Source organism: Chryseobacterium sp. 14P4.3.2, assembly GCF_057799275.1.
Window position 1 is genome coordinate 45891 of the sequence record NZ_JBYOKO010000003.1, and the last position, 16724, is coordinate 62614.

Sequence of the window (16724 nt, forward strand, 5' to 3'; positions counted from 1 at the left end):
GATATATCGGACTATGCATTTTCTTATGAAAGAGGAGGTGTGTTATTCTGTATGTCATTGTTTTCCAAAATCTTATTTATCCGTTAAAGTGTTGCGAAGCATTTCAGAGAGCTTTACATTAAGTCTAATTAAAAAGTTTAAAAAATGCAAACACACATTCTGGGCTACCCGCGTATTGGTGGTAAAAGAGAACTCAAAAAAGCCTGCGAGCAATATTGGTCAGGTAAGATCCTTTTAGAAGAACTTCTTACTACAGGAAGGAATATCTGTACCCAAAACTGGAATATCCAGAAAGACGCAGGAATAGATTTAATTCCTTGTAATGATTTTTCATACTATGATCAGGTATTGGATATGAGCCTTGTTGTAGGGGCAATTCCGAGACGTTATCATGAAGTGGTGCTTAAAAAAAACAATTCTGAACTGGACCTTTACTTTGCAATGGCAAGAGGATATCAGAAAGACGGATTGGATATCACCGCGATGGAGATGACCAAATGGTTTGATACCAATTATCATTATATCGTACCTGAATTTTACAAAAACCAGCAGTTTAAGCTGAGCTCAGATAAGATTTTCAATGAATTTGCAGGAGCAAAGCAGGCAGGAATAAGTGCAAAGCCAGTCATTATAGGACTTGTTTCTTACCTTCTTTTAGGAAAAGAAAAAGAAGAAGGATTTGATAAGCTGGATCTGGCAGGAAATCTCCTTTCGGTTTATACAGAGATTTTAACCAAACTTCAGGAGCAGGGTGTTGAATGGATTCAGTTTGATGAACCTTTTCTGGCTTTGGACTTAACGGATAAGGCAAAAGAAACCTATCAATATATTTATTCTGAAATAAGAAAACGTTTCCCGAAACTGAAATTTATTGTGGCTACTTATTTCGAAGGATTGAAGAATAATTTGTCTCTTGCCGTCTCACTTCCTGTAAATGTATTACACACAGATCTTGTAAGAAATCCTGAGCAGCTGGAAGATATTCTCAACGTAATTCCGGAAAGTTTAAACCTGTCATTAGGACTTGTTGACGGAAGAAATATCTGGAAAAATGACTATGAAAAATCGTTGTCTTTCATCAGGAAAGCTGTTGAAAAGCTTGGTTCCGAAAGAGTTTTTATAGCACCATCATGCTCATTACTTCATTCACCATGTGACTTGGATTTTGAAACGAATCTTAATCCCGAAATTAAAAACTGGCTGGCTTTTTCAAAACAAAAGGTGAAAGAAGTAGTAAGTCTGAAGGAAATTGCATCCGGAACAGAAAATGAAAATATCCTTGCTGAGTTTGAAGAAAACAAAAAAGCCATTGAAAACAGAAAAACATCTTCTCTTATTCATAATAATGAGGTTAAACAGAGAACTAATGCGGTGACTGAAGAAGATGCTCAAAGAAAAAATATATTCAAAATCCGTAAAGAAGAACAGCAGAAGGCATTACAGCTTCCTTTATTTCCGACAACAACCATCGGCTCATTTCCCCAGACCACAGAAGTAAGAAGCTGGAGAGCTAAATTTAAAAAAGGAGAACTTACAGCTGAACAATATGATACTTTACTGAAAGAAGAAACCCAAAGAACCATCCGCTGGCAGGAAGAAATAGGAATAGATGTACTGGTACATGGAGAATTTGAGCGAAACGATATGGTGGAATATTTTGGAGAACAGCTTGAAGGATTTACATTCACTAAAAACGGCTGGGTACAGAGCTACGGAAGCCGTTGTGTAAAACCGCCAGTGATCTTTGGTGACGTTTCAAGACCAGATCCGATGACTGTATATTGGTCTCAGTATGCACAGTTGCAGACTGAGAAATGGGTAAAAGGAATGTTGACAGGTCCGGTTACGATTCTGCAATGGTCTTTTGTACGTGATGATCAGCCTCGCTCTGAGACTTGCAAACAGATTGCTCTGGCGATCCGTGATGAAGTAGTGGATCTTGAAAAAGCAGGAATAAGAATTATTCAGATTGATGAACCTGCAATCCGGGAAGGGCTTCCTTTAAGGAAAACAGATTGGCAAAATTATCTTAAATGGGCGGTACAAGCCTTCAGAATTTCGGCAAGTGGAGTAGAAGATGCTACCCAGATTCATACCCATATGTGCTATTCTGAGTTCAATGATATTATTGAAAATATTGCAGATATGGATGCTGATGTGATTACCATAGAATGTTCCCGTTCTCAGATGGAACTTTTAAATGCTTTTGCAGACTTTAAGTATCCAAACGAAATTGGACCCGGAGTTTATGATATCCATTCACCAAGAATTCCTTCCAAAGAAGAAATGATTGAACTCCTGAGAAAAGCTCAGAATGTAATTCCTGCCAATCAGCTTTGGGTAAATCCGGACTGCGGATTGAAAACAAGACACTGGGAAGAAACAGAAAAAGCCTTAATAGCAATGGTGGCCGCAGCCAAAGAAGCTTCAGTAGAATATGCACTTTAAAAAACCTTAGATAATTAGATTCTTGCTCAGATCGTGTTATGATATTCATAGCACGATCTGTTATTTTAAAAACTTTCCTTTGAAAGGAATACATCTTGAACAGTTAATATGTATTTTAAAAAGGCAGCAATGAATGATGATATTGCAGAATACAATCATCTTTCTGTACGTACCATTCAGACCAGAAAAAGCGATTGAGAAAATCATTCGGAATTGATGCTGAAGTAGATCACTACAATTGGATTGATACCGTGTAACCTGAACCAGAATTTTTTCTATTCAAAAATCAATACCACAGTTCCAATAATAATCAGTAAGGCTCCTATTGCCGTTTTTAAACTCAGAGATTCACCCAGAAAAACAACAGATAAAACGATGGTTAAAGCAATACTCAGCTTATCTACAGGTGCAACCTGTGTAACTTTACCTGCCTGAAGGGCTTTAAAATAGAAGATCCAGGAAAGCCCTGTTGTTATTCCCGAAATGACAATATACATAAGATTATGCTTTGAAAGAGCAGGAATTCCTCTATATTCACTTCTTGCGAAAACAATTCCCCAGGCTACCAGTAATATAATAACACTTCTGATTGCCGTGGCCAGATTTGAATTAACTCCCGTAATTCCGATCTTGGCAAAAATAGCCGTCAGTGAAGCAAAAAATGCTGAAAGAATTGCGTATATCCACCACATATTTTATGATTTTAAAATTATTGGTCTGAAGCAATGAAAAATCCTTTGAAGTTCAAATCTAAGCTACAAAAAATGATGATGGAAACAAAATGTATTTTTGTGCCTTTGCGATCAAATAACTTGTTGTATTCTTTGTTGGATAACCGCATGGGCGCAAGGCTCTCATTCTTTATATATTAATTGAAGGAGCGAGAAAGTTAAATGTTTTCAGCTGTTATTTTATTTCTCTGGCTTTCTGAAACGTTTCCTCCATATTCTGTGTCAATATTCCTGGGGTGAAGGATTCCCTTGGAGTACCGTCAATATGATATAATCTTTCAGTGGGAAACTGAAAACCGATTTTAGTCTCTGCCATCTGAAAATTGGAAATTGCTCCCAGAAGCCCAGCCATCCGGGTGCCGATAATCCGGGCTTTTTTCATACCGTCAAAGCCGATTGCAATTCCTTCTCCCATACTTCCTGTCCAGCGGCCAACAAGAATATAGATATTTCCCTTATAAATTTCCTTTCGTGGACTTACATACTCGGTCCAGTGCCTTAAAGTCTCATATTTCTTTTCATTAAATTCATGGGTTTGATAAGGAAGCTGTTGATCTGTAAATCTTCCCATAATAGCTCTAGCCACTGTTGAATTTCCGCCGCCGGGTGTTTCAGTAAGGTCAACGATCAGGTTTTTGTAGCTGAAAAAAACATCAAGTACTTTGTCAAACTCAGCAATAAGCAGGTTATTTCCAAGAGAATTATTAATCTTGATATACGCTGTGTTTATGTAAAAAAGCACCAATTAAGGTGTTTTATTTATTTCAAAAAATATATTTTTATAATATTATTCAATCTTATTTCTAAAAACTAATACTATTGACAGTATTGAGCTAACAATAAATAATAGTGAAGGATAAATAAACCAATTATTTATCCTTTTATAATTATTTGAATCATAAACTCCAGTTATAAGAATTAATGCGATAAATAAACTTATAAAACAAAATATTAAAAGATATCTTTCTTTATATCCCTTACATGATAAAAATACTATAAAAGATCCTATAAGAAATACCATACCCAATCCTTCCCATAAAATACCATATTCGGGATTTAAAATATCAGAGATAAATTGATATAATGACATAAGTATAATTCCTATATTTAGTGTGTCATGTTGACCTATACCTTGTGTGAACAAAAAGGTAACTATTGCGATAATCTTAAGAATTTTTATAGCCATTATTTACAATTTCTTTTAGTTTGAGGAGCGTTACCGTTTGTGCTGGTGAAGACTTCCCGTTTTGGTAAACTTCCCTGTTTTTCAAACAAATTAAAATTATTAAATTTAGTTTGTTAAACCATATGAAAAAGAGCAAATTTTCAGAACATCAGATTATCAATATTCTGAAAGAATATGAATCTGGGAAATCGACAAAAGATATTTGTCGTGAACAGGGTATTTCCGCACCTACTTTCTACCAGTGGAAACGGAAGTATGGAGGAATGGATGCACAGCATCTTAAGGAGCTTAAAGCTTTACAAGAAGAAAATGCTCGTCTTAAGCGTATGTTCGCGGATCTGAGCCTGGATCATCGTATTTTAAAGGATATCATAGAAAAAAAGCTTTAAAGCTCTGCGAACGAAAAGAGTTGGCTGAAGGGATAATTAGTGAAACAGGAATCAGTGTTCATAGCGCTTGTAAAATCGCTTGTATGATTCGTAGTATGTATTATTATGGGCATAAAAGGGATGACCCTGTTATTTCAAAATACTGGATTTAGCAGCCAGGTATCCTGCAAGGGGATTTGAAGCATATTATATATCCTTTACCTTTTTCAGTCAATCTGCTGCTGATCAAGGTAAGCGTAATTTTCGTTAATATCTGACCAGAATTCAAAGAAATATTTTTGATAAAGATTCTGGGCAAAACTTAAATTTCCAAAAGATAAGAATGCCGTCAGCAGTAGGAACTGCAGCAGTTTTTTAATATTCATCAGGGTTATTATATTTTTGTCTAATGTATAAGACAATTTTTTAATTATTATAATAAAAACTAAGGTTGTTTTATATAGATTTTCCTGCTTCTATCATAACAAGGTAAAAATAGAAACAATGCTTATCTCCTAAAAAATTTTCATGTTCGGACTATGAAGAAAACTCATCCAGCATATCTGCTGAAGGAACAAAAAACAAAGTCCCCGTCTTTGCAGTACTGAAATCCAGAATCCTGTCGTAGTTTCCCGGTGGGTCACCAATAAACATATTCGTCAGCATTTTTTCCACTGTACTGAAAGTACTCGCATAGCAGATAAAATAGGTTCCCATTTCATTGGTGGAAACATTTCCGAACGGCATATTGTCTCTTACCACTTTAAAATCATCTCCTACATTGGCCAGTGCGATATGAGAGTTTTTGGGTTTTACATCATCATCCATCTCAATATCCTGTTCCTTTGATCTTCCGATTACCTTTTCCTGATCCTCCACAGAAAGCGACTTCCACGCATTCATATTATGGATATACTTTTGCACAAAAAGATAACTTCCCCCTTTGTATTGAGGATCCGAATCTCCGATAACGGCAAAGTAATCACGGTCTTTTCCATGCGGATTTTCAGTTCCGTCCACAAAACCTAAAATAGACCGGCTGTCCCAGTAGCGGAATCCCTGAACCTCTGTCACACAGTCCGCAATTTCTCGCATAAAATCGGAAATGGTAGAAGCCATATCATAAGCAAAGCTTTTCTCATCCGCACGAATATGGAAATGGAGATCTCCGCGGGTGCTTACTGCTGTATGCTTGCTGCCTTTTATTTCTTCAAACTTTTTAAACTCCTTTGGCAATGGGGTAGAAAGTCCCAGCTCCATCCACGCTTCATAACCAATTCCCATTACACAACTTGCTTTGGCATCCGGAAAACGGTCCAGGGCCGAGTTGTTCAGATTAATGATCAGAGCACACATTCTCTGAAATACGGATTTAATTTTAGAAGGATCGGCATCCTGCTTAAAATTCCACACCAGAAAATAGGTATTGTTGTTAGGATAATCCGTGACATTTTGAGAATTCATGTTTTTTTGTGTTTCGTTTGTTGGCATTTCTAACTTTTCTAATAATTAATGTAATGAAGAATAAAATTATGACATTACTTTATTTTTACAATAAACAATTTATTACATTTTTTTCACAAATCATGATTTCTGTATTTAGATTTTTACTTATTAAGCAAGCCAAAAAATGAGTATTATTGTAACAGAGTTAATTTGTGGGGTCAGGAATCTTGGGGACTCTTGCATCCTATCATAAGAAATAGAATTTTGAAAAAATTTTATGATGCTGAGGCTACTTATTTTCCAGCGGTTAATAATGAAAGAAATAAATGTTTTTTTGATGATTAGCTCTTTAAAATCTAATGAAAAAAGCATGATCCCGAAGTCTGTAAAAAAGTAAATGAAATGCTTTAACGAGAAGGCATTCAAAGAGCATAATTATTATTAATATTGTATGATGAAACAACACTGTTTTTAAAAGCAGCTTTTCGCAGTCGGAATTGTTGATAATAGGGCAGTTCAAAAAATAATTTTCAGATTGATACTTAACAAAAAAATAGTATGATTATAAGGAAGAAGGAACATTGGTTCAAAATGCTTTTTGTGTGGCATGGTTCTGTATTGCCGGCATTGCTGCCAAGGCTTTTTTTACTCTTTATTTTATCACTGGGTATAGTCTATCTGCGTGGTATTATTTTCTCTTTTAAGATACCCCTTAATCCGGCTCCGCTAACTTTGTTTGGTTTTGTACTTGCTTTATTTTTAGGATTCAGAAATAATGCAAGCTATGACAGGTTCTGGGAAGGACGAAAATTATGGGGAGCCTTATTGAATACGGCACGGTCATTAACCCGTCAGGCTTTGACCCTGAAAAATAATAAAGAAACAAGTCTTTCTGTACCTGATTTCATCAACTTACTGGGAGCTTTTATCTTTGCTTTGAAACATCAGCTGAGAGGAACAGATGCCTATGAAGATTTAAAACACAGACTTTCTAATGACCAGCTGGAAATAGTTGTACAATCTAAATATAAACCAGCCGTTATTATGCGTTTACTGGCAGAATGGGTACAGAAAGCAAAAGAAGAGGAGAGTATAGACTCTATTCAGCAGTCACGTTTCGATGAAAACTTTGATAAACTTTCTGATATTGTAGGAGGGTGTGAAAGAATTGTTTCTACTCCTATTCCGTATAGCTACAGGGTATTGTTGCACCGTACGGTATACATATACTGCTTTCTTCTGCCTTTCGGACTCGTAGACTCTCTTGGATGGTTTACTCCACTTATTGTTGTGTTTGTAGCCTATACATTTGTGGCATTTGAAGCCATTGCTGATGAAATTGAAGAGCCATTCGGTACAGAGGCCAATGATCTGGCATTGAACAGTATGAGTGTGATGATTGATGAAACCATTCATGAGATGGGCGGAAAAAAGCTGGATGTATCTCAAAAAGTGGCACAGCATATCATTGATTGATACTACTAAATCTGCATCACTGTGCGGAATACACTTACTGCATTTCCGGTAATTTTAATCGTTTCGGGTATGCTGTCAGTGACAGTGACCTCTACCTTTATTTCGCCGATTCGGTTGATGGTTTCTCCCTGTCTTCCTTTAAACTCAAAAGTTCCGTCAGTAATTTCTATAATTTTGTTTTGAATGAGATATCCACCCAGCGGTCCATTGGCATTACCCGTCACAGGATCTTCCGAAATACCGATTGCGGGAGCAAACATTCTTCCATAAGTAAGGATATTGTGATCGTCAGAATCAAAAGTAAATACAAAATAGCCATTACAGTTTATTATTTTGCTTAGTTGTATCAAAGCTGTAAAATCCGGTTTAAGACTATTTAATGTATTTCTGTTTTTAATCCCGATCATTACTTTTGAATGACCTGTAGAGGCAATTTGTAGAGGGCATTTTTCATCAAGATCTTCCATTTTTAATCCCAGAGCCTTAGCAATTTTCCGGATGGTTGCGGTATCAAAAGCCGGACTTAGATGAAACCCTCCCTGGGTCATTGTAATTTGATAATCATCTGTTGTTCTTTCGATACAGACAGGTAAAACTCCAACCTGAGTATTGATTTTAATGGTACAGGATTCCAGCCGATCCTCAATGGCTTTTGCATAAAGCGCTCCAATAGTAGCATGCCCACAGACCGGAACTTCTGTTGTTGGAGTAAAATAGCGCACATGGTAATCAAAATCGTTATTTTCAGAGGCTGGTCTGAACACGAATGCTGTTTCTGAATTATTCAGTTCCCTGGCGATTAACTGCATTTCTTCAGCTGTAAGATTTTCAGCATTTAATACTACACCTGCAGGATTTCCTTTAAATTTTTCTTTCGTAAATGAATCAATCTGATACACAATTACTTCCTTCGTCATAAATTGTTATATACAAGTAAAGATAGGAATAAAACTAATGTAAACACGGTATCCGTCATCTGTTCAGACCCTATTTTTACAATAACCGGTTATTGAATCAACTGCCGGAAGGAAAAATCAGGATCGCGCATTTCCATTTCGTTTCTGGATGATGAAAGCTGTGCTTCTGCAGCATAGATAAACATTTGCTGTTCATAATCTTCAATGGCTTCTTGTAAAGAATTATAATCTCCGCTGGTAAGGTTGTTGGATAATATCAATGCATCCATTAATCCTGTATTGACACCCTGGCCGGCAAAAGGAGGCATAAGGTGGGCGGCATCTCCTATCAGGGTAATAGGTAAGGGGCGGTTATTTTTCCAGGCAGTGTTCAAAGGTAATTTTCTTGTTGGAAAACTCCAGAAAGTTGAAGTTGACTGAAATAAATCTTTATAACGATAATCCCAGTGAGAAAACCTTTCTACAAGCAGTTTACGGACAGTGTCTGAATCTTTTGATTGAAATTCCTTATCATAAGGATTTTTAAAAATCACGCCATAGCTCAATGCCCCATTGTTATTGGGATTAATTACAATTAGGTTACCTTGATAAGCCGCCATCAATCTTTTACCATTACATAACTGATAAAATTCCTTGCAATCTTTTTCAGGATCAGGAATATCACCCTGAACAATAAGGGTTCCGGTATCTTCAACTGATGTATCCGTAACAAATTTTCTTATTCCGGACATTCCGCCATTGGCAGCTATAATGAGATCGGCCTCAGACTGTGTTCCGTTTTCAAAAAGCAGTATCCATTTTCCGTTCCGGATTTCAAGATCAGTACACCTTCTGTCCCAGATAACAGTATTGTCTGCCAGACTGTTCAGCAACATTGTTCTTAAATTGTTCCTGTTGATTTCAGGATTGTCAAATTGATTTTCAGGGGTGATATTTTTTGTAAACAGTACATGAAGATTTTCATCAGTAATACTTATACCCATTGGTATTGCCAATTTGTAATAATCGTCCAGCAATCCTGCTTTTTTCATGGCTCTCTGGCCCGAGTCCTTGTGCAGATCGAGTGTCCCGCCGAAAATTCTGGCGTAGGGATCTTTATCTCTTTCATAGACGGTAACATCAGCGTTTTGCTGTTGAAGTAATCTTGCCATTGTGAGACCAACCGGACCTGCTCCGATAATGGCTACCTTTTTATCTTTTAATAACATCGTTTATATTGTTATAGTGTAGTACAAAATTGAGCAATGTTTTAAGAATAAAATAACTATATTAGACCTCAAAATAGCTGTAAAAGACTTTTATGGAAAATAATGATCGCACACTTCCGGATGTTCTGAAAAAGCTCGCTGATTTATTAGGAACAGAATTAATAGACAGAAAGCTGGAAATTCCGCCTCAGTTTGGAAGCGGATATTGTACCGGATTTATTTTTAATGAACATATCCGGATGCTGATCAGTAATTATGAACTTAAAAAAGATATTCCTATTGAAAACAAAGATATTAATGGGGCGAAGAAAATGATATTTTTTAAATTTCAGAATATATTTCCCGGAATTGAAGCATCAGGGAAAGGATTGCATCCATCAGATGTACCCTCCGTTTTAATAGGTACAAGCCGTATCAATACCGATGAGGTGATTTCAATTCATAGCAATACCGCTACCATTAATATCGAAATAGATGCAGCTTACCTGAGTGGGCTCTTTACTTTATCAGAACAGTCGCCGGTTTTACAGAGTCTTTTGCAGAATTCTCAGCCTTTGCTCTTTGAACAGATGATCTGTCCTTCTTTGCAATGGGTTGTAGATGAGATTGTTTCCGGGCAGTCCAATGAAACTTTTACACTTTTTTTCTTAAGGGTAAAAGCCGAAGAATTAATTTGCAGATTGCTTATGGAACTTGAAAAAAGAGATGAAAAACGTCTTTATGATTTGAATTCCCACGACATACAAACCATTTATAAAGTCAAAAAAGAGATTCTTGAACGTTTGGAAATTCCGCCGGTTATCAACGAACTTTCATCACGGGCAGGCATGAGTCCTACCAAGCTGAAACGGTTATTCAAACAGGTTTTTGGAAACAGTATTTTCAGTTATTATCAGGAGTTTAGAATGAAAGAAGCCGCTTTTATGTTGCGTGAAAAAAAATATACGGTCTCTGAAGTTGGCTATAAGCTGGGATTCACCAATCTGAGCCATTTTTCAAAAATATTTCTGGAACATACCGGAATGAAGCCTAAGCAGTATTCTATGATAAACTGAAAGGGAAATTCTGCCAGCATCCTTGCTTCATAAAAAGATCAGATACTCCCTTCCTTACATTTATATTGTCAGAATTCTTGGTAAAAACAATTGATATTTCATTATTATAAACCGATAATAGGGCTGTGATCTGCTTTTCTATTACAAAAAACCACAGTCTATTTTAGTAAACTGTGGTTTCTCGCAATAAGAATTATTTAACTAGGATTCTGTTTTCAGATAGCCAAAATGCAAGGCTGGCTCTTTTCCGAATAAACAGGAAAAAATATTCTGAAACTCATGAATATATTTGCATCGTATAGCATTACCATATATTTTCAGCCCTTCAAGGATCTTTCTGGAGCTTAGGTCAATATCGTATTTTATAAATGCTTCCGGTCTTTCATACCGGATTCTCTGATCTGAGGTGTATGTTCTTGAAAAACCGAATTTTTCAAGCCATTCCTCGGTTATTTTGATAGGCTTAATAGAATCTGCCGGGACCGAGATACTTTCAATATCATTTTCAATTTTAACAAAATATGCCTGCTTGATACTCTGAAAAATTTCAGTGATCGTATAAATCTGATTTTTGTACTCGACTAAGTTTTTGATTTTAAGATCCGCTACGTTCATAATATTTTGATTTTTAGAGATGATGTGATTCTATAAAGTTAGCAAATACTATGCCCGGCATCTTAATATTGCTCCCAGGTTTGATGAAGCTTAAGTTAAATTTTCAGTATAATTAATTAATAATGTGTTAAAATATAAGCTTATTGTTAATTTTTACTTAAAAAAATATAATTATTGGATTCTTTTTCCTTCTTTAGACGTATTAGCCGTTGCAAGGAAAAGCGCAATGATGACAGCCACTGTAAGAATAGCGATAAATATATTCCATGAGTAGGCATGAAGAAGATATCCGGTACCACTTCCCAGAATACTTGAACCAAAATAATAAAACAGCCAGTAAATAGAAGTTGCAGAGGATTTTCCGCGTTTAGCATAAAGTGCTGTCATCTGGCTGGCCATAGTATGTGCTGAAAAAAATGAAAGAGTAAAAAGGCCAAGTCCAAAAATAAGGAGATAAATATTTTCTGATAAGAGTAATAAAGCTCCCGCCAGCATAAAAAGAATAGAACCTTTTAAAATATCATTCATCCGGAACCTTTTGGAAAGCCTCCCCACAATCATAGTCCCGAATACCCCGAAAATATACATTAAAAATATAAAAGCAATGATAAAGTGGCTTAGAGAAAATGGTTTAGCTTCAAGTCTGAAAGTAAGGTAATTGTATACACTCACAAAGGCTCCCATAAGCAGAGCTGCAATGAAATATAAACGAAGCATATATGGATTCGTCAGGAAAAACTTCATTTGCTTAACCTTTAAATGATAGTCTGTTTTCTGTGGATTGAAGAATCTTGATTCAGGAAAAAGTTTCCAGAATACAACACCCAGAATTAAACTTTCAATTCCAATGATCAGAACAGCATTTCGCCATCCCAGCTCTCCCGCAATTAGAGTTGCCAGTATTCTCCCGCTCATTCCGCCAATTGTATTGCCGCTGAGATACATGCTGATAGCCATCGGTACAGCTAAGGAACTTACTTCTTCCGTAAGATAGGCGAGGGCAACGGCTGATACTCCCGATACAACAAAACCTTTCAGTACACCGATTGCAATCAGAATGCTCAGACTGGGAATCCAGGTTGAAATAATCGTAAGCAAAGCCGATGAAACCAAAGAAAATACCATCAGTTTCTTTCTTGAATAACTGTCAGCTTTAAAAGCAAAAAACAATAATCCCAATGCCATTCCAATGGTAGATGATGATACAAGCAATGAAGTATCACCTACAGATACATTAAAATGTTCCGCAGCCATGGGCAGCATCGGCTGAAAAAGATAAAGTTGTGCAAATACGGAAAGCCCGGAAAAGAAAATACAAAGTTTTATATATCGGAAACGTTGGCTTCCCTGATCAGCTTTTTCAGATAAATTCATGTTTTTTTGCAGTTAAAATGCACTGATTTCACAGAAAATTTAATCATACAAAGTTCCAGATTATTTTTCGAATTTAAAAATCATTATTTCAATGATGTTTATTGGTAAAACAGATTAATAGATCTGTTATCATGATAAATAATAGGGTTGACTTTTTCCCAGGGCCGGATGACTGTTTAAATCCGGCCCTGATTTTAATAAAAGAATGAATCGGCGAAAATATAAAGGGCTTACTAATGCATCATCTCGTATACTTTAATGAGCTCCGCGATATTCCCTACATCAAGCTTCTGAAAAATTCTCTTTTTATAAGTACTCACAGTAGACATCTGGATATTGAGTTTATTGGCAATTTCGAGATTTCCGTTGCCATCCGCCAGAAGTTTAAAAATCTCATACTCCCTGGAAGATAGCTTTTCTGCCGGATTGTCCCTTTTATTCTGAATAATAAGTCCGATGAGTTCGGTTGGATAAAAATAGCCTTTCTCAATTACTGTTTTCACCGCATTTTTAATTTCCTCTTCGCTGCTTTGTTTATTCAGGTAGCCTTCAGCTCCTTCTCTGATGTATTGTATAGCAACATCTTTATCATAGCCGGAAAATACAAGAATCTTTATGGTATCCTGAATATCTTTAAGCTCAGAAATCATTTTTTTATATTGAGTTCCGGGCATATCAATATCCAGAATAAGAAGATTGTAATATTGTGTTCCCAGCATTTTTTTTACCTGCTCATAGTTTTCTGCAAAGTCTATTTTCAGACCTGGATAGGCAGATTCCAGTACCAGAGCAGTTCCCGCTCTTACTACATAATGATCATCAGCGATTAAGATTCTGTCATTCATATATAAATTAGTTTTTATTGAGTATTATCTCCACAATCGTGCCTTTAGGATCATTTTGCCTGAAATGAATTCCGGCCTTTATTTTTTTGACAAGATGGATGACCATATGCAGACCCAGTCCTTTTCCTTTGAAACTTGGGGTTTCCAGTTTAGGATTGTTGAACAGGTTCACATAATTGATGATCTGATCTGCAGACATTCCTGATCCCGTATCAGTGATGATTATTATGGAGTGTTGGTTATTTTCTTTGATATTCAGGATGATTTCTCCTTCAAGTGTATTTTTTACCGCATTATCCAGGATGTTATGAATAATAGCCGTCAGAATACTTTCATTCACTTTGGAATAAACTGTCGCTCCCGTTGTATTGATAATAACGGTGTTTTTTTCCTTTGCGATTTCGAAGAATAATTTCCTCTTGATTTCCAGAATCCTGTTGATAGGATATTCCTTTTCCTCAAAAATATTTTCCGCTTTATAAAGTTCAGTATATTCCTTTAAGTTCAGTGTAAATTGATAAAGCTGCTCAGAGGACTTGTAAATACTGTCAAAATACTTCTTCTGAAGTTCAACATTATCCGATGCATAAAGCTTCTGAGAAAGCATTGCTATAAATCTTATGGGTGTTGTAATATCATGACTGATAGTTTCTACAAGCTTCTTCTGGTATTCAGTTTCTTTTTGTAATTCGCTTTTTACCACTTCAAGAGTGAGCGATGTTTCCTTAAGTTCTGAGTTTTTATTGTGTACAAGCTGTTTCAGCGCTTTATTTTTGATTCTTAAGAAATTGGTCGTCAGCTGAACGATGATCATAATAATTACCAAAATAATCACTGTGGCAGATACCCTGAACAATAAGGTCTGATAAAAAAGAGGCTCAATGCTGAAACGGACTGTCTTTTCTTCGTACGCCCCATCCGGAGATACAAGCATTCTCACCCTCAGACTATAATTTCCCGGGCTCAGATTACTGATCGTATATTTCAGTTCTCTTCCTGTACTGACCTGCTCCCATTCCGAATTTTCCTGTCCCGATATTTTAGCTTCCAGGTAGAGATTTTCCAGATTAGAAAAATAAGGAATATCAATAAATACATCAGCAGTTTTATAATTGTTCTTTAAATCAATGGAACCATAAAAATGCTGAGTTTCGGCATTCCCGATCTTTATCCGTTCCAGGTATAGATTTTTCTTTTCAGGATAATAAGTTTTGATGCTGTCAGGATTGAAAAATACAAAGCCGTCCATAGAAGGAAATACAAATTCTCCATTTTCCAAAGCATAAGCATTAGGTTCTGAACTGCCATTAAACTCATTAGTCAGAAAGCCATCCTTTTTGGTAAAACGATAGTAGTATACGGGCGTTTTTTTGTCTACAGCATATTGTAATAACTGTTTTTTTGGAACTTTAAATAATCCGTTGTTGGAAGATATCCAATAATAACCCTTTTGGTCTTCAAGGATATAATGCGCAGATTGCAGAGAATTATTCCTGTCATTTGGTATTTTGATCAGTTTATGGTTTTTAAAAAGATAAAAACCGTTTTTGCTGGTCATAACCCAGACCTGATTATCTTTAGTTCTGATGATACTTTTGACCTCAATATTTCTCTGGACAGGAGTAATGATATCAGTTCCCAAAACTATAGAATAAAGGCCGTCACTACTGGCTGCCAGTACTTCATTTTCACTGTATTGAAAAAAAGTGTTGATAAAATTTTTAAAATGATAAGTAAAATCAGGCTGCGCGGCTACATCTTTTCTTGAAATCTGCAGCCGGTAGTTAGAAAGATCTGAAAATGAAGAAGCATACATATTTCCACTTTTCATAAAGATCTCGAATCCTTTTTTCATCACAGAAGAATCTTTTTTCCTGTACCCTGAATCTTTATAAAACCGAAAAACGCCTTTTCTTTTCTGGATCAGAATATTTCCGGAACTGTCATACATCATCAGATAATTATCGCTGCTTCCGAACGGATATTGATGCACAATACCATTTTTTCCAAATTCTGTTCCGTCCTCAGTAATAATTGTACTTTTACTGAATGGGAGAGAGGCAAAGTAAATATTGTTCGCAAAGTCGGCCTCCTTTTTAGCTACATAGAAATTCGAAAGACTGAGAATATTAAGCCCGTTATTAAGAGTACCCAGATAAAGTTTGTCAAAATCTTTATCATAAAACATGGAGTAATAAGAATGCCTTCCTATTTCGTCATACTTTACAAGAAGTTTCAATGTAAGCGCACCTCCTTTGTATTCTGCAATATAAATATTATTGTGATTGATAATAAAAGTCTGATTGGTAATCTGCTGCCAATAGATTCTGCTGTCAGGATCATTAAAGAGACTGTGTTTTGCTGAAACAGAAAATTTCCCTTTATATATAGAGTACGTTTTTCTGGATTTCGGGTCATTGACAAAAAGAGTTTCATTGCAAACAAAAGTGCTGCTCAGGTTTTTGTTGGAAAATGGCAGTTTTATTTTGATGTCACTTCCTTTTTCATTTTTATAAATGACGGCATCTCTTTCCGTAAAATAATAGGCCGAATTCTTAAGCTGTATAAAATATTGAATATCATTATAGAAATTAGATGATATACCATTGTTGGATACTCTGTATATAGGGTTATTGCCTTTTAAAAGAATTGTTTTATCGCTGTCGGAAAGTTTGGCTAATGTGGGAAACCTGTTTTTAATGACGATTTTATTTTCCTGAAAACTATTGAGCACAGTTATATTATCCAGAAGCGGATCACCAATGAATTCTCCAAAATGGAGGTTATTTATTTTAAAATTGTTGAAAGTAATGAAGGAACTGCCATCATATCTTACAAGTCCGTTTTCGGTAGAAATCCAGATAAATCCATATAGGTCTTTAACAATGGCCTTAGCGCTGCTTTGCGGAAGTCCATTGTCTATATTATACCATGTCGAAGTATGGCGTTGTCCATAAATGTTTAAATATAAGCAAGCAAAAAACAATGCCCAAACTCTCATATGTGCAAAACTGATCTATGCTTTCTGCATTAGTGCAAAAAACGGTTAATAATA

Annotated in this window: 14 protein-coding genes; 4 read left to right on the top strand and 10 right to left on the bottom strand. The window is 35.9% G+C overall.

Going from position 1 to position 16724, the window contains the following annotated elements:
* Window positions 1-144: 144 nt before the first annotated feature.
* The gene (gene metE, locus AC27VX_RS05895; protein ID WP_488694372.1) at window positions 145-2448 is read left to right on the top strand and encodes a 5-methyltetrahydropteroyltriglutamate--homocysteine S-methyltransferase; all 2304 of its coding nucleotides are present in this window, start codon (window positions 145-147) and stop codon (window positions 2446-2448) included.
* Window positions 2449-2723: 275 nt separating this feature from the next.
* Here the strand turns inward: metE and AC27VX_RS05900 are convergent, their stop codons facing one another.
* Window positions 2724-3140 carry an EamA family transporter gene (locus AC27VX_RS05900; protein WP_488694374.1) on the bottom strand — a complete coding sequence of 139 codons (417 nt, stop codon included), beginning with the start codon at window positions 3138-3140 and terminating at the stop codon, window positions 2724-2726.
* A gap of 214 nt (window positions 3141-3354) precedes the next feature.
* Window positions 3355-3921 carry a S41 family peptidase gene (locus tag AC27VX_RS05905; RefSeq protein WP_488694376.1) on the bottom strand — a complete coding sequence of 189 codons (567 nt, stop codon included), beginning with the start codon at window positions 3919-3921 and terminating at the stop codon, window positions 3355-3357.
* A gap of 566 nt (window positions 3922-4487) precedes the next feature.
* On the opposite strand from AC27VX_RS05905, the gene AC27VX_RS05910 reads away from it, so the two are divergent.
* Window positions 4488-4754 (top strand): transposase, encoded by a 267-nt coding sequence (locus AC27VX_RS05910; protein WP_488694378.1) that lies wholly within the window; start codon window positions 4488-4490, stop codon window positions 4752-4754.
* A 206-nt stretch (window positions 4755-4960) separates the two neighbouring features.
* Here the strand turns inward: AC27VX_RS05910 and AC27VX_RS05915 are convergent, their stop codons facing one another.
* Window positions 4961-5119, bottom strand: a complete 159-nt coding sequence (locus AC27VX_RS05915) for a hypothetical protein (RefSeq protein ID WP_236858850.1) — start codon at window positions 5117-5119, stop codon at window positions 4961-4963.
* 151 nt (window positions 5120-5270) lie between these two features.
* Window positions 5271-6197 (bottom strand): Dyp-type peroxidase, encoded by a 927-nt coding sequence (locus AC27VX_RS05920; protein WP_236859493.1) that lies wholly within the window; start codon window positions 6195-6197, stop codon window positions 5271-5273.
* Window positions 6198-6737: 540 nt separating this feature from the next.
* Between AC27VX_RS05920 and AC27VX_RS05925 the strand changes: the two genes are divergently transcribed.
* The gene (locus AC27VX_RS05925) at window positions 6738-7655 is read left to right on the top strand and encodes a bestrophin family protein (protein ID WP_236858851.1); all 918 of its coding nucleotides are present in this window, start codon (window positions 6738-6740) and stop codon (window positions 7653-7655) included.
* Window positions 7656-7660: 5 nt separating this feature from the next.
* Here the strand turns inward: AC27VX_RS05925 and AC27VX_RS05930 are convergent, their stop codons facing one another.
* Both AC27VX_RS05930 and AC27VX_RS05935 read right to left on the bottom strand, forming a co-directional pair.
* Complete coding sequence (locus AC27VX_RS05930) at window positions 7661-8572, bottom strand: PhzF family isomerase (protein ID WP_488694380.1); 912 nt, start codon at window positions 8570-8572, stop codon at window positions 7661-7663.
* Window positions 8573-8661: 89 nt separating this feature from the next.
* Complete coding sequence (locus tag AC27VX_RS05935) at window positions 8662-9780, bottom strand: FAD-dependent oxidoreductase (protein WP_488694382.1); 1119 nt, start codon at window positions 9778-9780, stop codon at window positions 8662-8664.
* Between the two features lie 92 nt (window positions 9781-9872).
* Between AC27VX_RS05935 and AC27VX_RS05940 the strand changes: the two genes are divergently transcribed.
* Window positions 9873-10835 carry a helix-turn-helix domain-containing protein gene (locus AC27VX_RS05940; protein ID WP_488694384.1) on the top strand — a complete coding sequence of 321 codons (963 nt, stop codon included), beginning with the start codon at window positions 9873-9875 and terminating at the stop codon, window positions 10833-10835.
* A gap of 201 nt (window positions 10836-11036) precedes the next feature.
* On the opposite strand, the gene AC27VX_RS05945 is transcribed toward AC27VX_RS05940, so the two are convergent.
* The 4 genes from AC27VX_RS05945 to AC27VX_RS05960 all read right to left on the bottom strand — a co-directional run bounded on the left by AC27VX_RS05945 (window position 11037) and on the right by AC27VX_RS05960 (window position 16670).
* Window positions 11037-11450: a hypothetical protein gene (locus AC27VX_RS05945; protein ID WP_236858855.1), complete on the bottom strand. Its 414-nt coding sequence runs from the start codon at window positions 11448-11450 to the stop codon at window positions 11037-11039.
* 171 nt (window positions 11451-11621) lie between these two features.
* Window positions 11622-12824 (bottom strand): MFS transporter, encoded by a 1203-nt coding sequence (locus AC27VX_RS05950; protein ID WP_300689271.1) that lies wholly within the window; start codon window positions 12822-12824, stop codon window positions 11622-11624.
* A 233-nt stretch (window positions 12825-13057) separates the two neighbouring features.
* Complete coding sequence (locus tag AC27VX_RS05955) at window positions 13058-13669, bottom strand: response regulator transcription factor (protein ID WP_300689268.1); 612 nt, start codon at window positions 13667-13669, stop codon at window positions 13058-13060.
* Window positions 13670-13676: 7 nt separating this feature from the next.
* Complete coding sequence (locus tag AC27VX_RS05960) at window positions 13677-16670, bottom strand: ATP-binding protein (RefSeq protein WP_488694387.1); 2994 nt, start codon at window positions 16668-16670, stop codon at window positions 13677-13679.
* Window positions 16671-16724: the final 54 nt, after the last annotated feature.